At 33.0% G+C, this 23,043-nt stretch carries 19 protein-coding genes; 12 read left to right on the top strand and 7 right to left on the bottom strand.

All coding sequences use genetic code 11. The annotated features are described in order from the left end of the window. Window positions 1-57: 57 nt before the first annotated feature. Window positions 58-1,116: a helix-turn-helix domain-containing protein gene (locus Q1A60_RS10565; protein ID WP_299764517.1), complete on the bottom strand. Its 1,059-nt coding sequence runs from the start codon at window positions 1,114-1,116 to the stop codon at window positions 58-60. Window positions 1,117-1,396: 280 nt separating this feature from the next. Here Q1A60_RS10565 and Q1A60_RS10560 point away from each other — a divergent pair, with 280 nt between their 5' ends. Further along, window positions 1,397-2,515, top strand: a complete 1,119-nt coding sequence (locus Q1A60_RS10560; RefSeq protein WP_299764519.1) for an acyltransferase family protein — start codon at window positions 1,397-1,399, stop codon at window positions 2,513-2,515. Window positions 2,516-2,723: 208 nt separating this feature from the next. Further along, window positions 2,724-3,953, top strand: coding sequence for a hypothetical protein (locus Q1A60_RS10555; protein ID WP_299764521.1), 1,230 nt, complete (start codon window positions 2,724-2,726; stop codon window positions 3,951-3,953). A 109-nt stretch (window positions 3,954-4,062) separates the two neighbouring features. On the opposite strand, the gene Q1A60_RS10550 is transcribed toward Q1A60_RS10555, so the two are convergent. Beyond that, on the bottom strand, window positions 4,063-4,383 hold the full coding sequence (locus Q1A60_RS10550) for a DUF2704 domain-containing protein (protein ID WP_299764522.1): 321 nt from the start codon (window positions 4,381-4,383) through the stop codon (window positions 4,063-4,065). Window positions 4,384-4,667: 284 nt separating this feature from the next. Here Q1A60_RS10550 and Q1A60_RS10545 point away from each other — a divergent pair, with 284 nt between their 5' ends. Beyond that, on the top strand, window positions 4,668-5,234 hold the full coding sequence (locus Q1A60_RS10545; RefSeq protein WP_299764524.1) for a YceI family protein: 567 nt from the start codon (window positions 4,668-4,670) through the stop codon (window positions 5,232-5,234). A gap of 54 nt (window positions 5,235-5,288) precedes the next feature. Here the strand turns inward: Q1A60_RS10545 and Q1A60_RS10540 are convergent, their stop codons facing one another. Further along, window positions 5,289-6,230: a winged helix-turn-helix domain-containing protein gene (locus Q1A60_RS10540; protein WP_299764526.1), complete on the bottom strand. Its 942-nt coding sequence runs from the start codon at window positions 6,228-6,230 to the stop codon at window positions 5,289-5,291. Between the two features lie 167 nt (window positions 6,231-6,397). Between Q1A60_RS10540 and Q1A60_RS10535 the strand changes: the two genes are divergently transcribed. Beyond that, complete coding sequence (locus Q1A60_RS10535) at window positions 6,398-6,754, top strand: hypothetical protein (RefSeq protein ID WP_299764528.1); 357 nt, start codon at window positions 6,398-6,400, stop codon at window positions 6,752-6,754. A gap of 213 nt (window positions 6,755-6,967) precedes the next feature. Here Q1A60_RS10535 and Q1A60_RS10530 read toward each other — a convergent pair whose 3' ends face one another. Next, window positions 6,968-7,858 carry a phospholipase A gene (locus tag Q1A60_RS10530; protein ID WP_299764530.1) on the bottom strand — a complete coding sequence of 297 codons (891 nt, stop codon included), beginning with the start codon at window positions 7,856-7,858 and terminating at the stop codon, window positions 6,968-6,970. Window positions 7,859-8,035: 177 nt separating this feature from the next. On the opposite strand from Q1A60_RS10530, the gene Q1A60_RS10525 reads away from it, so the two are divergent. From Q1A60_RS10525 to Q1A60_RS10505, 5 genes are all read left to right on the top strand, one after another. Continuing rightward, complete coding sequence (locus Q1A60_RS10525; RefSeq protein WP_299764532.1) at window positions 8,036-9,652, top strand: FAD-dependent oxidoreductase; 1,617 nt, start codon at window positions 8,036-8,038, stop codon at window positions 9,650-9,652. A gap of 271 nt (window positions 9,653-9,923) precedes the next feature. Then, window positions 9,924-10,307, top strand: coding sequence for a BlaI/MecI/CopY family transcriptional regulator (locus Q1A60_RS10520; RefSeq protein ID WP_299764534.1), 384 nt, complete (start codon window positions 9,924-9,926; stop codon window positions 10,305-10,307). Window positions 10,308-10,309: 2 nt separating this feature from the next. Next, on the top strand, window positions 10,310-11,668 hold the full coding sequence (locus tag Q1A60_RS10515) for a M23/M56 family metallopeptidase (RefSeq protein WP_299764536.1): 1,359 nt from the start codon (window positions 10,310-10,312) through the stop codon (window positions 11,666-11,668). Window positions 11,669-11,752: 84 nt separating this feature from the next. Beyond that, entirely contained in the window at window positions 11,753-12,655 is a 903-nt protein-coding gene (locus Q1A60_RS10510; RefSeq protein ID WP_299764538.1) for a M23 family metallopeptidase, read from the top strand. A gap of 89 nt (window positions 12,656-12,744) precedes the next feature. After that, a complete protein-coding gene (locus Q1A60_RS10505) occupies window positions 12,745-13,014 on the top strand; it encodes an EF-hand domain-containing protein (protein ID WP_299764540.1) in 270 nt (89 codons plus the stop codon). Here Q1A60_RS10505 and Q1A60_RS10500 read toward each other — a convergent pair whose 3' ends face one another. From Q1A60_RS10500 to Q1A60_RS10490, 3 genes are all read right to left on the bottom strand, one after another. Continuing rightward, on the bottom strand, window positions 13,015-13,956 hold the full coding sequence (locus Q1A60_RS10500) for a DUF1353 domain-containing protein (RefSeq protein WP_299764542.1): 942 nt from the start codon (window positions 13,954-13,956) through the stop codon (window positions 13,015-13,017). It lies immediately after the preceding gene. 129 nt (window positions 13,957-14,085) lie between these two features. Continuing rightward, window positions 14,086-15,036, bottom strand: a complete 951-nt coding sequence (locus Q1A60_RS10495) for a DNA/RNA non-specific endonuclease (protein WP_299764545.1) — start codon at window positions 15,034-15,036, stop codon at window positions 14,086-14,088. A 22-nt stretch (window positions 15,037-15,058) separates the two neighbouring features. After that, window positions 15,059-20,443, bottom strand: coding sequence for a CHAT domain-containing protein (locus Q1A60_RS10490; protein ID WP_299764547.1), 5,385 nt, complete (start codon window positions 20,441-20,443; stop codon window positions 15,059-15,061). A gap of 333 nt (window positions 20,444-20,776) precedes the next feature. On the opposite strand from Q1A60_RS10490, the gene Q1A60_RS10485 reads away from it, so the two are divergent. The 3 genes from Q1A60_RS10485 to Q1A60_RS10475 all read left to right on the top strand — a co-directional run bounded on the left by Q1A60_RS10485 (window position 20,777) and on the right by Q1A60_RS10475 (window position 23,032). Beyond that, window positions 20,777-21,358, top strand: a complete 582-nt coding sequence (locus Q1A60_RS10485) for a Crp/Fnr family transcriptional regulator (protein WP_299764550.1) — start codon at window positions 20,777-20,779, stop codon at window positions 21,356-21,358. Window positions 21,359-21,421: 63 nt separating this feature from the next. Further along, window positions 21,422-22,039 carry a hypothetical protein gene (locus Q1A60_RS10480; RefSeq protein WP_299764552.1) on the top strand — a complete coding sequence of 206 codons (618 nt, stop codon included), beginning with the start codon at window positions 21,422-21,424 and terminating at the stop codon, window positions 22,037-22,039. Further along, window positions 22,040-23,032 (top strand): 2OG-Fe(II) oxygenase, encoded by a 993-nt coding sequence (locus Q1A60_RS10475; RefSeq protein WP_299764554.1) that lies wholly within the window; start codon window positions 22,040-22,042, stop codon window positions 23,030-23,032. It begins immediately after the preceding gene. The last annotated feature ends 11 nt before the right edge of the window (window positions 23,033-23,043 follow it).

Genomic DNA, 23,043 nt, shown 5'->3' with positions numbered 1-23,043 from the left:
CAAGTGTATAAATGCTATGATAATCTGTGAATTTATAATTCTGTAGAAAAAAACACCTTATGAAAGGGATTTTTTAAATTGAGAAGGCGTCATTCCTTGGTTTTTTTTGAATGCTGTGTAGAAAGATGAATTCGATTTAAAACCACATTCGTTTCCTATAGCTTCGAGCGTTAATAACGTATTCGTTTGAATTAACTGCGTGGCTGTTTTGACACGATGTGTATTAATATAATTTGAGAAACTCAATCCCACATTGTCATTTAGATATTGTGAGAGTTCGTGAGGTGTTACGGCTAATTGGGTCGCAACATCAGAGAGTTTTAAATTAGGATTTCGATGAATCTCTTGTTGTTGGAATAATACATCTAGTTGCTCAGCCATAGAAGATGCTTTGTCATCATCAATTTTTTTATTAGCATATTTTACCGTGGGTGTTAAAAAAGTAAGGGTACTTTTTCTACGTTTTATAATCCAGATAACTAGGGTGATGTAAAATGTAAAAGAAAAAGATAGCGCACCAACGATATAGGATGTATAGCTTGTTGTATTGTAGGCTAACCAAATAATAAATCCACCAATAACGATATTTATAATCCAGAAATCTAGGGTGGTAATCTTTTTATGTTTATTAAAAAGAGTTTTAAAAGCGTCTCTAGCTTGATAAATCGCTGCCCCGGTGTAAAGGGTCCATTGTGTGCATAAGATCACTCCAAATATTCTAGGAGGTCTACGCCACCAGAGATGTTTATATTCGCTATAAGGATATATACTACTAATAATCGTCATAAAAATGAGTACAGGGATAATGTGAAATAGCCAATTCCATTGTTTCACCTTCTGCGGGTGTATTGCAATTTTGGTATAGAGATATAAAAAGGGACCAATTAAGAAGCAGGCAGCAAGTCCTACACTTACAAATACAGAAGAAGTCCCTGGATAAAAAGTTAAGAAAACAGACTTAGTAACACGTACACTAATTACAAATAATAATGCGGCAAGAAAATAGGTAGCCCTACTCCTATTTTTTATTAAAAATCCAAAGTAGAAACTTAGAAAAAGTCCATTGAAAGCCCCTAAGGCACTAAAAAAGAACAATACGTTTTTGCTGAATTCCAAATGTAAGGCGTTAGTATTACAAATATAATCATTGTTAGTTCAGTTTTTATCATTCTTAAAATTGTCAATTTATACACTTTATCGCTTCGCTCTCGAATAGAGTCTTGAATCAGGCTACCGATAGGCCTCGCAAGCTCGATTTCGCGAAAGCGTATACAACAAGATTAAGAGTGCTATAAAAGCGCTATCAACAACCCGACATTCTAACGCCATTCGCCTGTAATTAGTAGGTACGCCTTTCAAAAAGGCATAGTTTTACGCTATCAATCAAATGAGCACTATGCAAAAAACACAACGACGTTATGATTTAGATTGGTGGCGTGTGATCTCCATCTTTCTTGTTTTTTTACATCACATCGGTATGCCCTTTAATGGAGATGGGTTTCATATCATGAATTCAGAATCTAGTAAAGTACTAGACGATGTGATGGTCTTTTTTGAACAATTTAGACTTCCTTTATTGTTTCTTATTTCTGGAATAGGTACTGTTTTTGCCTTTTCAAAACGTAGTTGGATTCAGTTTATAAGGGAGCGTGCTACACGGCTATTGATTCCATTAATTTTTGGCGTATTTGTCATTGTACCACCGCAAACGTATATAGAGAAGATCACTTCGTATACATCTTATTTCGATTTTTATAAGAATATTCTAGATCATATAGATATAAATATAAATCATCTTTGGTTTATAGAAAACCTATTTTATATATCTGTGTTGAGTATTCCTCTTATTTTATTTATAAAATCTAGCTATGCAGATATGTTTACACATAGAGTAACTGCTTTTTGTTCAAAACGGTTTGGGATGTTTGCACTCGTTATTCCACTTATTATTATAAAGATTGTATCAAAACACTATTATCCAGAAGATGATAAGGTGATTACAAACCTTTCTTCTACGTTATTTTATGGATATTTCTTTGTTGTAGGAATCCTATTTTCAGGAATACCTACCGTTTGGGAATCATTAAAAAAGTACCGGAAAGTGAATTTCTTACTTATGATTCTCTCTACCCTAGTGTTTTATGCGTATTATTTTATGCCAAATGATATGGCTAGTTCTTATTGGGATCTTGCTACACGTTGGAGTATTTGGTATGGTGTAAGTGCTTTGGTAAGTTGGAGTGTAATCTGTACATTATTAGGATACGGGCAGATTTGGTTATCAAAACCGAGTACGTTGCTTAGTAAACTGAATGAAGCTATTTATCCGTTTTATATATTACACCAAACCGTGCTTATTATTATTGGGTATTATGTTATACAACAGCCTTGGAGTATTCCTGTAAAGCTTTTTATACTTGCGACGAGTTCTTTTATTGTGATTGTTGGAATTTATAGATGGATCATATATCCGTTTACGGTTTTGAGTTTTCTCTTTGGAATGAAAAAAAAGTAATCTCTTATTTACTCTCGACCTCCTAAGTATCTTCATTAGGTTTTATATGCTAATAATTTTTATTTAAGATGATTTTTAGTAAAAATTGCATTTTAACGATGAATAATGTATTTTGTCGATTATTCTGTTTCCCTATTGTTGTTTTGTTAATGTATTTTTGAAATTCTATATCTTAGTTTCTTTTTAAATTATATATAAATTTTTCCCTATGAGATTTATTTTATTTTTAATTATACTTGGAATATGTTCTGAGTCAACTTTTTCACAAGTTGGTATTGGAACATCAGATCCAGATCCATCAAGTTTATTGGATATCTTTTCAAATCCATTAAACCCAAGAGGTTTTCTAGGTCCTCGGGTATCGCTAGACGATGTAACAAATGCATCTATTGATGGTATTAATCCTAATGCTAATGGTCTTTTAATTTACAATATTAATAATTTGGTTATTGACGGGAACGGTGTTGGTTATTATTATTGGAATGGTACTATATGGGTATCTATCTCACCAGAGGATAATGGCTGGTTGCTTAGAGGAAATGAAATAGTAAATGGAGATTTTTTGGGAACTACAAATGCTGAAGATCTTGTTTTTAAAGTTTCTGATATTGAGGTAGGAAGAATTAAAGTAAATAACGCTTTACATTTTGGAAATAACGCTACAAGTGATGGAAATAACGCTATTGCGATAGGTCAAAATGCAGCTGGAAATAATAAAGAAGGGGTTGCCATAGGTTTTAATAGTATAGCTAGTGGTGAAGAATCTGTTGCTTTTGGTTCTAATGCAGAAGCTGGTGATTTACGGGCAGTGGCATATGGATTTAACTCAGAAGCTTCAGCAAGAAATAGTATCGCAATAGGAGAAAATACAGTAGCAAATGATGATTCTGCATTAGCAATAGGTTCTGATGCTCAATCTGTAGCTGCAAGGTCTGTTAGTATAGGTGATAATGCTATGACTACAGGTAATGGCGCTTTAGCTCTTGGAGATGAAGCAGAATCTGGTGGTGAATCAAGTATAGCAATAGGTGCATTTACTAATGTCACTCAAGATAGGAGTATTGCTATAGGTGAAAACGCATTTGCTACTGCTCAAGATGCAGTAGCTCTAGGAGCCAATACTCAAGCAACTATTCAAAATACTGTAATTATAGGAAACGGTGAAATAAATGTTGGTATTGGTACAACTGATCCACAAACAACTCTAGATGTAGTAGGTCAACCAGATGTAGTTACAAGACTAGATGGTATCCTTCCTCCTAGATTAACTGGAGATCAATTGGCATTAAAAACCTATACAGCTACTCAAAATGGCGCTATCATTTTTGTTACAGCTGCTACAACTACTCTTTCGGGTCAAGTTATCAATGTTACTTCCGAAGGTTTGTATGTCTTTATGGCAACCACTAATACATGGGAATGTATAGGAGGCTGTTAAGTTTTTCACTAATAGTTTATAGCATAGTGATACCTTTTTACCGCTTTTGTATACATACTCATGCATATAAACAATAAAAAGGTATCTCTCTAAAAATACCATGTAGTATTTAGATCGGGCATTCACTACGACATTGTCTAAATGCTGACATACACTGATGAATTGGTAACGAATTGTTAGTACACGCTACAAATTCATTCCAACACTCATAAAAACAATCAGCAAAACGATACTCAGAATTGAGGATCATTTCTTTAATCACATTAAGTTCTTCTTTTGATTTTTCATCTAAGGCAAACTTTTCTAAAGATTCAAATTTCTCAATGATAATAGCCTCAATTTCTGCATCTGAACAATTTTCGATAGATGGATTTGTATGAAAAGAATTCATACTTATAAATACCACCAATAAAACAATTAAATTTTTCATAAGAATTATATTTTATGGTTATGGCTTAAAGGTATTTATCAATCAAATGCTAGAGGTAAAGGATTATAATACTGGACAGTTTATTTTTTTATAACGTATTGTTTTACAGTATTTAAAAGGGTTTTAGGTTTGTTTGGAATTTAAGTATTGTACAGTATTCCCGATGTATTTTCACAATTTTTGCTTTTATGGGTAAACTTTTACATCTTATTGACACTTCTTTTGCATCATTTTGACATTTTTGTAAGGCTCTCGATTTAGTTTTACTTCAAAATCAAATCATTATGCAAAAATTATTTAGTATTCTTATGATCCTTACTAGTGCTACAGTTACTAGTCAAGTACACTACAATCCTACTACCCATGCCTTAGATCTTCAAAAAAGTGTCTTGCACTGGAAAGGCTCTTATACCTTTAATATAAGTGAACACAATGGTGTGGTCTATTTTAAACGAGGTGAACTCGCTACAAATGGTGATCTAGTCACAGGAGGTTCTTTTGTCATAGATATGCAATCAATAGATAATGTACCTAATAGTAATCATGAAGGACCTATTGAACATTTAAAAGATCCCGACTTTTTTGATGTCTACAAGTTTCCTGAAGCCAAACTTATCATTACTTCTATTGAATATTTTTCGAATACCAATACTCATGAAATATATGCAGATCTCACCATTAAAGGGATCACACAAAATATCAAATTTTATGCAGATATCGACGGAATTAAAAATACGATGAAAGCACATTTTAAAATTGATCGTACACGATGGGGAATTACCTATAATAACAAAGCAAAGGATAAGGCAATCTCTGATGCTATTGAATTTAAAGCCGAGTTATATTTTTAAAAGATGTATTTGATGATTTCTTTCTTTGATTATTAACATTAAAGAAAGAAATCATTATTGATTCACCTCCAGCTTATACCCTACTCCATGTAGATTGGTAATTTTTATAGAGGTATCGTCTTTAAGCTTTTTTCGGAGTTTTGAGATATAGGTATCTAAGCTTCTTCCTACAATCACTCCATTATCCTCCCAAACTCTCTTGGTAAGTTCGTCTCGTTTAATCACTTGATTGGGCTGTGATACAAAAATGGCTAACAACTCACATTCTTTCTTTGAAAGTCCAATTTCTATAGCCTCTTTTACCAATTTATTTTGTTCTGGGTAAAACTTAAAAATTCCAATAGCTGTATGTGTAGTACTCGTATTGTAGGTGTTGCTGGGTACGCTTTCGCGAAAGCGTATAAATAAACGATCCCAATACGCAAGAATCATAAGTATACTAAAGAGTGTAAACAACAATACTAAAAGCATATCTCTACTTAAAACAGGCGGTGGATTTTCTATAAATTGTGTTTTGATTGTAAAACAATTTTCTGGTAAAACCCTACTAGCACAAGGAACAATATCTCTTTCTACATCATTTAAAATACTATAACTATAGGCAACTTCTTGATCTTTACATTGAATCACTTCGACGAGGTATTGCCCAGGAAGTTCTGCCCTTTTAAATGCTTCTTTTACAATGGTAACAATCGTATTTGGAGTGATAGATAAAGGGCGCTCAAATGACACTTCATAATTTAATCTATCTATCTCGATTACAGGTAATACTAAAGAGGTACTATCTTGATGTTCGAGTAGTAATTGGTTACCAACATCGCGCAAAGAGATTTTTACTCTCTCTGAAAAATGTATCTCCTTATGATCTGGGATAAAAAAAAGCCAGAGCATGCAAATGAATACAATTGCAGCAGCTCCAAGATAGCCATATTTTCTTCTTCTCATATCTAGCTGCAAATAACCTGTAAATTCTTGACTTTTTGTAGTGATTGACACTTCTTTTACACTTTTTTGACACTTTTTTATGCTTGAAAAATCACTTGTTTTAAAAAAGTACAATTTTTAAGGATTTTCTTGTAGCAACATGCTGTAGCAATGCTTGCATCTTTGCAGTGTATTATTAAAGTACTCAAGTTTAATTATTAATAAAAACACAAAAAGACATGAAATTAGTAACAAAAAGAATACACGCATTTTTAGATTATCCTGTGGCTATTGCACTAATAGCACTCCCTTTCTTATTAGGTTTGGGGAGTTCTAATCCTTTAGCCCTTCAACTTTCTGTAGCAACTGGAATTGCAGCATTTGTTTTAACCTTATTAACAGACCACCATTTAGGTGCATTTAAAGTTGTATCGTATAAGATGCACTTAATTGTAGATTTTGCGGTGGCTGTGGTATTTCTTCTAGCTCCTTTCGTTTTATCGTTTGAAGGAATAGATATGTACTATTATTTAATTAATGGGGCTGCTGTACTTATTGTCGTGAGTTTGCATAAACCAGAAACCGCTATATCATGATGAGTACCATTTTATAGCAATTATTAAATCTGGTTAAAGTATATTGCTTTAGCCAGATTTTACTTTTTAAAGAAAAAAAGCAAAGCCTATGTATAGGCTTTGCTTACCCCCATTTGATGTCTTATTTAGTTACTAATCAGAATATGAATCAAAATGAAAGGATAGGTCAAAAACACATATAATCCTTTTAATTTAGATATCGTATCAAGTTTACTACCAATGTAATAATGAAATACCCAAACCAAACGTAGTTTGTTTATGATTAAAATCTATTAAATTTTCTCCATACCCATGAAATACTTGGGCTTGTAATTGTAAGTTATCTAATAATTGAAAGGCATAATCAAGTCTCACACTGCCTCTATTCCTATTTCCAGTACGTAATGAATGTTTTGCTAGAAGCCTCATAGTATGTCTGCCTTTTGAAAACATACTAAGTAATTCTGCACGCCCAACATAATCTTCTATACCGGGATTATTATCTTCAATAGGGTCTTCTGGTAAACGCCACCAAGGTCTTACTATAATACTCCAAGAAGGGCGTTCCCATCCAAATTGTAATATCACTCGATTCCAACTTCTAGAAAAGGGATTTGATCTTCCGTTACTTTCATGGTTAATACCTATACCACTTAATACGCCTTCAAAACCAAATAATTTATACGGAGTATGAAAAATAAGCATAAGTTCAGGTTCATAGTTTGTTTCTCTAAAAGGTCTAGAAATATTTGCGCTATATAATTGCCATCGTGATGATTGTGTATAGCCTATCCATAGGTCTCCTCCTATCTTATCTCCAAATAGATTTTTGACGGCTCTAGATTTAAAACTCAACTGAAATTTAAGTTCTGTATTTGAAAATTTTGTAGCTGTCGTTACTGAGTTTAAAGGATTATCACTTACAGGAAGGTTATTAATTGCTGTTGTATAATTTGCAAATAAGATATATACAGGTTTGTAAGGAATAATTTTAAACAGTTTTGTACTATCATTATGAATCAACCAGCGTTCAGATAGTGTACCTCCGTTATTTTGAAATAACGATTGTCCAATACTACTAAACGAAGTAATACAGCATAAAAGTAAAAAGCTAACAATTCTCATGGATGGTCTTTAACTATAATTAGCTGCAAAAATAAAGGTATATCTGTTGTATACGCTTTCGCGAAAGCGGAAACTTTTAAAAAAGAATTTGACATTATAGTTTTTGTATAAGATTCTGTTTAAGAAATAATTACATTTTATATCTTACAGAAGTATTAACCATTTCAAAAGTACCTTATGAAAAATCACATAGAAGATTTTGTAAATACAGCTCCAAATGATCTTAAAATTATTTCAATAGGAAATCCATTGTATCAGTATGCACGTGTAATTTCTAATACTCGATTTGGCCATATGCCTACGAGTATTGCCTATTGCCGTACTGCAAGTCATGTACAGTTTTGTATTCATTTTTGTCGTAATACTAAAGTGCCGTTTAGAGTGCGATCTGGAGGACATCAACATGAAGGGATGAGTTCTGGAAATGGGGTGGTTATTATTGATTTGTCAGAAATGGATACCATTGAATATCTAGATCGTGATCATGCTTGGATTCCAGTTGGCAAACAATTAGGAAAAGTATATGAAGAGTTGGAAAAACGAGGTCAGATAATACCTGGAGGCGGGTGTCAATCTGTAAATGTAGGCGGACTCACACAAGGTGGTGGTTGGGGCCTTTCTATTCGAAAATACGGAATGACATGTGATTCTGTACTTGAATGTGAGATGGTACTTGCAGACGGAACTATTGCATATCCTTCTCCTATCAACATGCCTGACTTATTTTGGGCACTTAAAGGTGGTGGTGGTGGAAATTTTGGTGTAGTGACACGTTTTCGTTTTAAATTATCTTCTCTAGGAAATGTAACTACGTCATTCTCTTTGTTGTGGAAAGATGGAGAACGTGCTGTCAACGCAATGAAAATATGGACAGTTCTTCATGCTGACCTTACTAAATTAGATACTAATTTGTCTACAGCTTGTGGTATGATGGTGGCAGATCCTGAAGAATTACATCTTCCTGAAGGTCATGTGAGTGCTGTACATACACGTATGGGAGGTCTTTTTTATGGTTCTAAAGAAGCATTACTCTCTTTGTTACGAACCAATTTTGGCGATCTTATTCCAGAAGAATCAGGTTTTGTTTCCTTACAAGAAAAATACCATCATCAAGTCACAAAAAGAGTCGCAAGTACACAACAAAACAAGGAACTATTACTTTCAAAGCATCAAAGCGTCATTTCAGATTTTGTAAACCCTACAGTATCTATTGTTACTACTTCTGATAGTACCTGTGGTGATCGTGACTATCGTGTGCTACCCGATGCACCTTCTTCTACATGTGATAGACCGCATCCACATAAAGTGACTTCAGGGTTTCCAAAAGCAACTACAGAAGCAGAACATCACCAACTTGTAGAAGCGATTTACAACTATTTAGGACGTACGTGCTTTTATGTAGATGTTAATAGATATATGAGTTTTCATTGCTTAGGAGGAGCAGTTACAGAAAATACAGATCAGCGTGTTTTTGCATTTCCTAAGAAACCTTATTTATTACAAATTCAATGTTGGTGGGATGATGCAGGGAATGCTTTTACTAATGTAGATCGTAATAAAGCCTATGTACAATGGGTGGTAGATTTTAGAAAGAGCTTATTACCACACATAGAAGGTGCATTTATCAATTTTATAGATCAATTACTTGTACCACATCCAGAAACTCTTGAAGGACGATTACAACTTTTAGAAATCTACTATCAGGAGAAACTAGAAAAACTGCGTACTATAAAAACGAAATATGATTGTAAAAATCTATTTGATTTTGAAATGAGTATTCCTCTTATAGATTAATTATTACGTAGGCTAAGTCCTCGTTTCTTTAGACATATGCATTTTGGGTATACTACCTTTATAATGTATGGTTACTACATCTGTATTTATGGAAGTTATATGCGCTTTCGCGAAAGCGTATAAAGAAATAACCGCTTTCTATATATACTTTATATTTAAGAAACATAGGTTAAATACCTTATTAATAGTGAGTTGTGTAATTTGTAACTATAAAAATAGTAATATGACTATAAATATAGTCATAAACTAAAATAATTTATATATTTGCAGTATGAAAGAACTCACAAAAGCTGAAGAACAGGTCATGCAATATGTATGGAAATTGGAAAAAGCGTTTCTTAAAGATATTGTAGATGCTTTTCCTGAACCAAGACCCGCATACACCACAATATCAACAGTAGTACGTGTCTTGGTAAAAAAGAATTTTCTACAGTATGACACTTTTGGGAAAATTAGACAGTACTCCCCTACGATTGCTAAAGAGGCTTATTTTAAAAGGCATATAAAAGATGTGATAGGTAATTTCTTTAGCGGTTCTGTGAGCAAATTTGCTTTATCCTTTACAGAAGAAGAAGATATGAATCTGACCGAATTGGAAAAAATGAAACGTATGATTGAAGAAAAGATAGAACGTTTAAAAGAAAAAGGTCAATAATAATGTTTGTATATCTTTTCCAGGTGATGCTTATCTTTTCGATACTCTTTTTAGTGTATCAAGTCGTGTTTCGTAAGTTTACGTTTCATGCGTTAAATAGGTATGTATTGGTATTACTACTCCCTATTTCGTTAGTACTTCCGTTGCTTATATACATTCTACCGCCTATTACGGAGCACCCTATAGAAGAAATCCCGCAATTATTTGAACATATAACGACCATAACAACTCCTACTTCTGTAGCGATACATACTACGACTACAGAAAATTCAACTTCTATAAATTATATAGCTATAGGTAGTGTACTGTATTTGATAGGTGTTGGTATTTGTTTGCTCCGTTTTTCTTTAAGTATCTATCGTTTATATCGTATTAAAAAGCAATCTGTTCTTATAAAGAAAGATACGTATCATGTGTATGAATCACCGGTTTCTGATGTTTTCTCTTATTTTCATTGGATTTTTGTGCCTAAAGGAAAGGAGTATGACACATTAGTGATTATGCATGAAAAAGCACATATCCAATTACGTCATACCATAGATCTTTTTCTTACAGAAGTATATATCATTTTCTTTTGGTGGAATCCGTTGATATATCTATTCAGAAAATCATTAAAATCAATTCACGAATATCAAGCAGACCAGTATGTACTTGCAAGTGATGTTAAGACGTCAGACTATTTACAATTAATCGCGCAAAGCTTAACGATAACCAAGCCTAATCACCTTTATAGCTATTTTCAAACACCCATTCTCAAAAAACGAATCCAAATGATGACTAAAAACACCTCACATTATCGATTAAAGCTCACGTATCTGTTGATACTCCCTGTATGTGCCTTGGTAGTCGTTGCTTTTACAAAACCAACGACTAATAGTACACTCCTAAACGATGTTATTGAAATGACATCGTATCCTACAATTCAATTAGCTACTCCTACTCTTCCGTCTATTACCAACCCTACATTTGCTTTTCCTATAGATGGTGTTTCAAAACAACAGATCACAGCATTTTTTGATGCAAAAATCAAAGATCCAAAAACGAAAAAGCTTAAAGTACACACTGGTATCGATATTAGAGCAGAGCTTGGTACTCCTATTATCGCTACCGCAGATGGTACTGTTTTCCTATCTAAAGAAGTGGGCGCATGGGGTAATTTACTAAAAATCAAACATGATGATGGCTATGAGACTTGGTATGCACATTTAAAAGATTTTAATGCTCACTATGGGCAATCTGTTAAAAAAGGTGATGTGATTGGATATGTAGGTATGACAGGAAATTCAACAGGACCGCACCTTCATTATGAGTTACGACTCCATAAAAAGTCAATAAACCCACTTGACTATTTAGAAAAATAAAAAATTATACATAATCCATACTAATTGACGTTACGTATGTAGTTAAGTAACTACATATACATACATCCCTATTTTAATTATTTTATGAAACGTTTCTTTTTTTTAATTACTTTCTTCGTTGCTTTCCAAGGGTATAGCCAAATTATAGATTTAAGTATTGTTAGATTAGATTCTATCTCTTTTTCTGAACGACTTGACATGATTATTACGAAACATAAAAAGGATAGTTTATCTCAAGTTTATATGACAGAAAACTGGGATGCAACTACGTTTAACCCATATAAGGATTACAGACAAACATATCCCTTTGAAATTTCATTTTCAGATAGTGTATATACCTCTCCAATCACTCGTAAAAAAGTAGTGACTTCTCGTTATGGATGGCGTAATCGAAGAGCTCATAAAGGAATTGATATCGATTTGGTTACGGGTGATGATGTTATGGCCATGTTTGATGGAAAAGTACGTGCTGTACGCACATTTCAAGGACTTGGCAAAACGGTTGTTGTAAGACATGCTAATGGTTTAGAGACTGTATATGCACATCTTTCTAAACAGATCGTAAAGGTAAATGACACCGTCACTAAAGGAACCATTATTGGTAAAGGTGGTAATACAGGGAATTCAAGAGGGAGTCATTTACATCTGATTGTAAGCTATCGAGGAGTGTATATCAATCCTGAATATTTATTTGAATTTACAGAAGAAAATAAAATCCGTAGTCAAGAACTATGGGTCACCAGACGCTGGGTGACACCGTATTTGCATAGTTCAAAAAAACAAAGTACTATTATCATTGCTACGTCTGAGGCGGAAGCTCTTCAAAATGAAGAAAAGCAAAAGAAGATTTATATTGTCAAAAAAGGAGATACACTTTCTAAAATTGCAAATCGACATCACACTTCTATAACAGCCATTTGCAAAGAGAATTCGATTAAAAAGACGAGTACATTACGTATAGGACAGCAGTTGGTGGTGAATAAGTAATAAAGAGACTAGTAATCAAATATTCATTCCTTAATTACAATAGAAATATTTTCTTTATTTTTAAATACTAACTATTAAAACACCCCATTATGGCTACAAAAGATATGATCTTAGGTAAATTACAAACGCTTATTACTGAAGATTTTAATAACCCAGAAGCAGCATTTGCCTTTTTTGATAAAGATGGAAATGGAAAATTGAGTAAAAAGGAAATTGTAAAACTTCTTAAAAAAGCAGAAATATCAGGTTTTATAAGAGGTTTTGTAGCGTCTAAACTCATAGAAGGATACAGTAAAGATGGTGATACAGAAGTGAGCTGGGATGAGTTTAAAGCGGCTTTGGATGAAATAAAAGAGTAATTATAAATTCTTTTCTTTCCAAAAGAATCCTCCAAACCACCGAACACCATAATAACAAGAATACCGTTTAAATGTTCCTATACCTTCTTGTTTCATATGATCCAAGAATATTCGATCTGTTTCTAAACGACTTATGTATAGTGGCGTCTCTGTTTGCTCACTTTTAATTAATTGATTTTCGTCTATAAAGAATCTTCCCTTCTTTATATATAAAAAGTCATGTACTAAAGGAGCTATAATAGAGAGTTCGAAAGGTGCTATTAACCCCCATAAAAAACGTGGTATTGTAGCTAAATCAAAATGAAATTTTTCTGGAATCTGTAATGTATAAGGAGTTGGTAGCTCTTTTACTTTAATACCCACATGAACGCTTTCTTCAAGTACCCAAATACGATTTTCTTGATCCCAACTTATCACTGGATTTGGCAGATCTGAACCTCTAATTTTTATTTTAAGGTTAGAAACACTCTTAAATAACTGTATGCGAACTAGACTTTTAGGTAAAATCCATATTAATAGAATAATCAATAAATCTTGAAGAATATGAAAAAGCCCAATTAAAGACTTTGATTGTAATCTTTTTTCACAAATAAGACTATTTATACCATGTGGTCCATCTTTAGATTCTTTTTTCTTAAAATAAGAAATGGGTGTTATTAATTCTAAAGGGCCACATTCTTTTTGTGTTTTCAACTCTGATAACAAATCTATTCTATCTTCTTGAACACCTAATAAAGCTCCTGTATTTGCAAGAGTAAACATAGAAAAACCTACAATAAGTATCACTCTAGTTACTTTAGAGTTGAGATGTTTTGGGAACGAAATTAATGCCGCAAGAATTCCAAAAACGACAGTGCTGTAAATAGTCCATAACGTTTGAAAGGAATCAAATCGTTGGTATAACAAATCCAGTAATTCTAATATATTGTTAGTTTCATTCATAGTTAGTTAATACATATAGTACTGTATACGCTTTATCGCTTCGCTCTCCCTATGGTCGTGAACCTGCCTGCCGGCAGGCAGGTCTCATAAGATCGATTTCGCGAAAGCGTATATAATTTATAATAAACCTTATAGTTTCAAATTGGTCTTAGATTTTGTTCTTCTTCCTGAACGACTTCTTGTCATTACTTCTGTAGACTCAGGCTGTATATCAATCTCATCCAAAATTAGTGCTTCAGGAGTATCCTCAATAAATACCTCTTTTGCTTCTGTAAATTTTAAATTCCCTAGAGCTTCTATAAAAGAAACACGTACTTGATAGGTTTCGGCATCTTTAAAATTTTGAAAGACATCTGAAGATTCTAAAACATCACCTCGTAAGAGGGGTTCTACAATCTTACGCTTGTATAATAGTTGCTTCTGACTCGTCAAGAAGCCAGTTCTATATAACGCTCCTTCACGTAAATAATACACTACTTTAAAAAATAAGGTTGGAATTTGTACAGTCTCCCCTCCTATTTTTGTCACAAACTTTGGATCTTTATCCAGCAGTAATGGCCCAGTGATTAATGAGATTTTTAGTGACTGTTTTACAGTTTCATGGTGTAAAATATAATCTTCTATACGTTTCCAGACACCTCTATTTAAACGATCTACCTGCGGAATAGCATTTGTATAATAAAAGGTAGCAATCGCTGCTTTTTTTGCTGTATGTTTACTTTTTCCCCATTGTACATCTTGTCGTTTTGTAAGATGGCCTCTATCAAAATCACTATGACTCGCTCCATAGAGTTCTTTTCCTAATTGGAATTCTTTTGGGATACGAGTATCTTTTTTCCAAGTATCACCACTAGAGAAAAGTTCATCTCTTGTTATATCTTTAAATAACCTACCATCAATATTTGATGCTGTATAGTATGGAAATTTCCTGAATGGATTATGAAATACACTATAATTGATATAGTCTACATAAAAATCGTCCATTTGGAATGACATACTTCGAAACTTTTCTTCTTCAATAGCATGTATTGTGGGGACATGTACTATATGTCCTTCAAGAAAATCAGCCGTGTATGCCATATTCTACTTCGTTTGTATAGAATTACTCACTTAATTTATTGATCTCTTCTTTAATGTGTTTTAATTGTATGAGCGTTGTCTCATCTTTAAGGTAATATTCTATAAAGCCTATTTGTAATAGCTGTATACTAATATATCTAGGGCTGTATAACTGCTGAAATACATCTTTAAACTTATTGACAATATCAAACTCTTTATTAGCGACAAAATTATCTTTAAAGAGTGCTAATGCATAGCCTAATTCTGCCATTCCAATACGTACTTCTAAATCTACATTTGAGGTGTCTTTTGTATAAATATCCTTGTATAGCGTTAGGAAATTTGTTTTAATGTCTTTTACTCCAGCAAAGGCTTCACAGGTCTTGAGATGTGCAAGTAATGTACTATCTCCATTTAATTCTAGTATATGACCTATAAAAATCATATTTGTGGCAGCATCTAGACATTCTGACTCATATAAATCATTAGAAATAGAAAAACTTTCTGCATATCCTTTAAACGCTTTTAGTAAATAATAAATAGCATCTTTAACTACCGTTTTTGTCTTTCTTTTTGATTTTGGTGTAACACCCAGTTGCATGGATGCAAATTTATATGCATTTGCTATTATGTTTATTCTCCCTGGGTTTCTTCCTATGAGAGATAAAAATTCGATTTCTTGTAACTCTTCTTCTAACGTGTTTTTTTCAAACTTCCTCGTTTTAATAATACAATAATGTTCTAAAGCACCGATAGAAAATGTTCCTTTTCCATATTTAAAAAGTTCTTTAAATTTTTGACAAGCAACATCAACTTCATCCAATTCATTGTATATCAATGCTTCTTTTTCTAGAACTACCGCATCAAGCAGATTTGATTTTTCTGCTTTTTCCATGTATTTATTTAACTTTCGCAATGTCTTTTCTCTATTATTTTTACGATCCCTTATCGCATTTAATAGATTATCCATATCCGTATGCACCTGTGTATCTATCACATAGTCTAATAAATCTTCTTTACTATGTTTTCTGTTACTAAACGTGTAAAACTGATTTCCATAACATTGATATGCTCCCCATGTATTTGTGTTACGATGGTTTTGGAAACAAGACAATCGTGCCTTTTGTACCGAAGTTCCAAAGTTATATCCATCTAACATATTTTTATAAAAGGTATCAGAGAAGTCTTTTGCTGCGGCATCATCTACCGCCCAACCAGAAATGATAATAGCTTTCACCCCCATTTCTATCAATTGTGTACCTACATTGGCAGCCAATCGATAGCGATCTCTACTATAAGAGTCATCACCTGCCTTCATAGCGCCAGAATAACAACAATTGATAAATACAAATTCAGGCACATAGCCTATTTGTCTTAGTTTTTGAGGATCAATAAAAATTCCATCTCCTATAGCAATCCCTACTCTGTTATTCTCGATATCATATAATCCATGTCCTGCAAAGTGCATGATTTTATATTGCTCATTATACAGTTCTGTTGTGATTTTTAATGATGATTCATTAATACAAGTATATGTTTTGTATTTGCTAGTACTCAAGGTATCTGCAACCCGTTCTGCTTCTACTTTTGCCGCAGGAAGCTGTGGCAATGTATCGTCATTATATATAGGATCACCAATGATAAGTACATTTTTATTATTATGCGCTACTTGATCAAAACGTTCTATATCTGCTGTAACCAATTGTCTTATAAATGTAGAACCTACAGCAATAGGAGTATTATCATCTTTAGAGTGATGTAGTAACTCCCATGGAATTTCAGCAGATTTTTTATCGACCTTGATGATTAGATTTCCTTGATTTCTAAATACATCTTTAAAACCATTAGGAATTAACATCTCAAATAATGTTTTTGATAAACGTTTGTCCCACGTAGATGTATTGGCTTGTTGTAATAACAAATGTTTTATATCATTAAAGTCAATATTTATATTTTCTTCTTCAACTCTTGCTAATCCATTAGAAGCATAATATTTAAATCCTTTGTTTTTGCCTTCGTCAGAAGTTTCATTGGTAATATGAAGATTAAACCATGATGTATAGGTATTTGAAGTAAATGATTGTTTCTTCTTAGCTCCTGTTCTACGTACAATCCCTTTATTTAATGTAAATGGAATACGATTATCATCATCATGTATAATTTTACTTAATGAGAAATAAGCTTCACTAGTAATGGATTCATAATAATTGATAACTTCAATACGTGTAATAGGTTTTAAACCTTGTTTTATCCCAGTTTCTTTTATGTATACGTTTGCTTTAGCGACACCTAGTAAAATTCCTTTTAAGGATTCCTCTATAGGAAGTTTCCCATACCCTATTCCCATTAATATGAAAGAGATACCTGATGCATATTTTTTAGCTTGCGGAAGTGTATAGTTATCACGCATAAACATCGCATACTTTAATGCAGCATTTTTAACTGTTTTAGACAGTAAGAATTGCGTGAGTGTTTCTGTCGTACCTAAACCACAGATAATAGCACCTTTAGGTTGTGTTTCTAAATTAAAGAATACTTCACTCTCCCCTATTTTACCTGGATAGTAACCGATAGCCATACGTTGTGATAAACGATTCTCTAAATAGCCATCTAATGCTTTTTCGGCACTTAAAATAAGATCCATAAAGAAGTGACCGACCATTACAGGGTAATTGGATTCTTTTAAATCTCCATTCACCACAGTGACTTCAAAAGCATCTGATGTGATTTCCTTTTGTTTTTCAGTACCAAATACTGCATTTATTACAGCATCCGAATCTGCAAGAGGCTCTACATACTCATGTACATCTGTAATTACCTCTCCGCTTCGAGTCCCTGAAGGCGGTTGTGTATCTAATTTGTTTGTTTTACCACGTTCTAAAAGTTCCATAACTCCTTCAAACATGGATGGTTCATTGGCTAATTCGCCATGACTTGTATTTGTGTAATACAAGTTATTACTCTTTAATAGCTGTTTTGGGATTCCTGTTTTCCAAGTAACACTTCCATCTCCATGAGAAGTCGCTTTATAAATGAGTTTTTTATGTCTAGATAAAAACTTGTTTTTATACGTATAATCACACACTGTTTTATCAGCTTTTCCACATACATAATAGATTTTTTCAAAGAAATCACTTTTCTCTTCAGTATCTAATTCTTTTAAGAATGCGAGGATCTTACTTCTAAAGTCATCAAAATGAGATAATGATTTTTTATTATTAGTAAGATTAGGCATTCGGTGTAAATTGGCAGTACTCTTTACTTTATTCCAGAATGTAGCGGTCCAAAACTTTCGTGTAGCTATTTCTTCTACAGGTAATAATTCAAAAACACCTGGATACTTCCAGAAGATTTCTAATAAGTCTTCTCTATCATTTCTAAAATCAATCATAGCGAGTTGTTTTACGCGTCTACTATGACCAGTAAGAACTTCCATAATAAGGTAAGAACCTAACCATGGCGTACCCAACATCACAAATTTATTTTTAGCAGGTTTTATAAAATCATCCCACGTTTCTGGAAAGTCAATCATAAACTGTCTTGCAAGAAGTCCTCCCATAGAATGTGCCACAATATGGACATTTACATTTGCTTTCAGCATTCGTTGCACAAGAGCTTCTAAACCTACGGCAGCTTCTGATACTGATTTTCGCCAATCAAATTCATAAGAAACTACATCATATTTGGAAGAAAAATGATCCCCAAATTGTTTGTAGAATTTTTCTACGACTCCAGATGCTTTTACATTTTTTGCATCTACTGCAAGTTTATCAACGATGGCTCCTTTGTTTAGAGCACGCATCTGTATCCATTGATCTTTACCTCCTGTACTAAGGGTAGATCCCATAATACCTGGAATTAAGATTAAGATATCTTTCGTTATCTCGTCTAGTTTAGGTTCTGCATAACGTACCCCTGCAAGTGATAATTTATCTAATAGAATACCGCGTTGGCCATTTGCATACACTTCCTTAGTATATAGGTTGTGAACAGATTCATCTGTTGGCGTTAACACCTGTAGAATAGCGTCGCAAGAATTTTTATTTTTAAAATAGTTAAAGTGATTTGTCTCACTATCTTTTGAAGTAAATGTATAAAAACCATCTATTCGTTTTACCCCATGTGTCATACTACTCGTATCAACTACAAGGTCATTTGCAGCTCTATAAAATAGATTAGAAAGGATCACTTTAAGAGAATCAAAATTGACACCTCCTACTTCTGAATCACCAATAATATTATATAATTCACTCTCTACAGTAGTATCTGCCGAATTCAGCATTTTTTGAAATAACGAACCTGGAATCATACTATTTAATCCCGGTAAAACATCTGGATCATCTTTTTGACTAATCAGCTCTAATAAGAATGACTTCACAATCCCGTATAAAGGATTTTTAATTCCAAAAGCTAATGAGATTGTATTTAATAACAGATTAAAGAAATGATCAACACGCTGAGATAAAATAGTGGTACCATTTGCTGGCGCTGCAACACGTACAATTTTGTGGACTGTAATTTGTTTTTGAAGTGCTAGTGTATTAATCTCTTGTATGATATCATATTCTTGTGGTTCTTTACTACCCTTGGCTTTTGCTTTTTGTTTTTTCTTAAGGAAAATATCTTGTTCGTTTTTACTAAAACCAACTTCATGATTTTCATTATTGTTATAATCACATTTAGCTAAAATATCAGCAATGAGTCCACCACGAGAGTGACTCATAATATCCAAACTACATTTATCAGGACATGCTTTTAAAAAGTCTAAGGCATTTTGAAGCGGACTTTCAGATAATGTATAATGGTCAAGTGCCATTATATTACTCTTATATTTTCCTACAATCTTTTTCCAAGCATCGCTATCATTCAATTGTGAAAATGCATCTAAAGAAGATGATATCGTTCCATGTATCAGTAATAAGTAATGATTATTCGTGTTATTTTCTTTAAACGGAACTCTTTTAAAGGCAGTATCTATAGCATACAAACCTGGCTGTGGTTGTATTTTTTTATCATATTTTATACCAAGCGCTTCCATCGAAGCAGCAGCAAGTGATTTATTAGCACTAAACACACTAAAAACCTTGACAACAGCTCGTTTTATAGTGCCTCTAGTTTCTCCTTGCGATGATATTTGTGTTTCAAAAATATAATCATCATCGGTGGTAGATCGCTTATTAAGAATGCGTTCATCATAAATCTCTTGGATATCCTCTGGATGACCGATCCATTCTGTATGATCAGCAAATTGTAATGCAACTAAATCATTTTCTTCAAAATCAACTTTAATTTCCGAACTATCAGATCGTGTAGTAGAAAGCTCTACATGCTTTTTAAGTGTAAAATTTGTAGCAATTTCTGAAGGTAATGACATTTTAATTTCACTTACCTTTCTTTCTTTTCCGTAAAGTTTTGCCTTTTTAGTCATAATCTAACCTTTATTTAATAGGTACTACACAGCATAAATATTCAATAGCATATTGCTATGAATAGTGTACACCATGCACCATCAATGATATTTTTAATTATTAGAAAGGGGAATTTGTCTCAAAAAGGGAGTCTAAATATACAAAAAAGTTATTAGGTATATTACTGTCTCTCAATTTTATACATCTCCTTACTTTTCTATTTAATAATAGGGTTTTCTTAGTAGTCAAACCATACTTTATAACGGGTATGTTTTTAACCTAAGTGATGCATTACCTGGGGTTAAATACGCTTTCGCGAAAGCGTACTCAGGAAATAATAGTACATTTATCATATGTCTATTCCCACAGAAACATTATTTGATTTTATAGCCTCTAAAGTGGATCTTTCTCAAGAGGATAAAATAGCTATAGCAGCTAAGCTCTCTATAGCGTCCTACAGCAAATATGATGTTATTGTTAAACAAGACCAAGTTTGCACTTCATTACGTTTTGTAGTTTCAGGAGTTTATAGAGTGTATCGTATTAAAGACGGGAAAGAAATCACAAGTTATTTTAATTATGAAGCTAGAAACCCTTTTGTGGCTTCGTTTGTAAGCTTGTTAAAAACTGAGCCAAGTACAGAGATAGTTGAGTGTATTATCCCTGGGCAATTACTCTCTATTTCATATAGTGATTGGACTTCTTTGTATAGTAAGAGTGCCGCATTAAATGCGTTTGGAAGATTGATGGCAGAATACAACTATATTCTGGCTATAGAGCGTATTGAGTCACTACAATATAAAACGGCATCAGATAGATATCTGTCTTTTTTAGCATTATATCCTATGTTATTTAATAGGATTCCGCATCATTATATCGCTTCCTATCTTGGTATCACTCCAGAATCTTTAAGTCGTATACGCAAGCAGTTATAACGTTAGCTTAAAATCTTATCATACATCAATGCAAATCATTCTCATAGTTCTCAATTTTGAGCTATGGAAAATAAACACATATATCAAGAGTGGTTAACCCTTTCTCAAACAGTACATAGTGACAATTCTATTGCCTGTTTTGAGGAAGTAGAAAAGCATTACACACATGTAAAGAGGCATTATCATACCTTGACACATATTTATAGTTTGTTTCATCAAATTATGGAGTTAAAATGTTCTGAAGCACAAAAAGGACTTCTAGCACATGCTGCTTTATTTCATGATGTCATTTATAAGGCTACGGCAAAAGATAACGAACTTAAAAGTGCGCAATTTGCTGCGCTATGGCTAGAGAAATTAGGAATAGATCAGGAAAGTCAAGAAACTATTACTCAATTAATTATTGCGACTGCTTCTCATACCGCTCATGATCCATTCATACAGCTATTTCTAGATATGGACCTTTCTATTCTTGGTGCTACTTCAAAAAGATACTATCAATATTGTGATGCTATTAGGAACGAATACGCAACAATTCCTACCCTGCTTTATAAAGCAGGTAGAAAACGATTTTTAAAACAATTATTAAGTCGTGATTGGATTTTTCAAACCAAACACTTTCAAGTAGCCTTTGAAGAAAAAGCACGTATGAATATTCAAAAAGAACTAAAAACCCTATAAATGTCATATAAAATATCATATATCCAAAGTGAACCTATTATCGAGATAGATCATTTTATTTCTGATTCTGAATGTGATGTATTACTAACTTCTAGAGTGCAACAATTCCAAAAAGCCAATAGTCATTATCCAACATACTATAGAAATAACGATCGATATGTTGAGGATACTCCTTCCCTAGCCAATCAGTTATTTATAAAACTAAAAACGTTTGGTCTTCAATCTGAAAAGGACTTGTTAGACATGGTATCCATTAATGAACGTATTCGATTTTGTAGATATCAAGAAGGACAGTCTTTTTCAATACATCAAGACGGCGTGTACTATATTAATGATATGCAAGCATCAAAATATACTTTTTTACTGTATCTCAATGATGATTTTGATGGAGGATTCACTGAATTTTACACAAATAAATCAGATACAACGCCTAGTAAAATAGTTGCTCCCAAAAAAGGAAAACTCCTCGTATTTGATCATGCTATCTGGCATAAAGGAAGTGTTGTTACCAAAGGAAATAAGTACATTTTGCGATCTGATATTATTGTAAATATACCTTTACAGGATACACACCATCAAGGATATATTTGGAATTTGACACAGCTTGACAAGACTCGATTTATAAGTTGTGGGCGTGATCGTTATATCAAAATTTGGAATACCAACTTAGAATTACTGAACACATTCAACATACATACGAAGTCAGTTATAAAAGTGATTAGAGCAGATAAAGACCATTTTGTATCCTGTTCTAGAGATTTTACACTTAAAAAATGGACTATAGATGGCAATGTAGTTCGTTCTATACGCTTTCGCGAAATGCTAATTTCCTTACATAAAAACTGTGATCATACAATTATAGCAGCGGGTACCAGCGGAACCATATATTATCTTTCTAATAAACTCACTATTATTGATCGTATTGAAGTTCATGAAGATTGGATCTGGGATCTTATCGTACTTCCTGACGGACGTATTATAAGTTGTAGTTAAGATGGTACAAT

Origin of the sequence: uncultured Dokdonia sp. (assembly GCF_947492535.1) — a bacterium.
In the GTDB taxonomy this organism is placed as follows: Bacteria; Bacteroidota; Bacteroidia; order Flavobacteriales; family Flavobacteriaceae; genus Dokdonia.
This window is presented reverse-complemented; position numbering and strand designations above follow the sequence as displayed.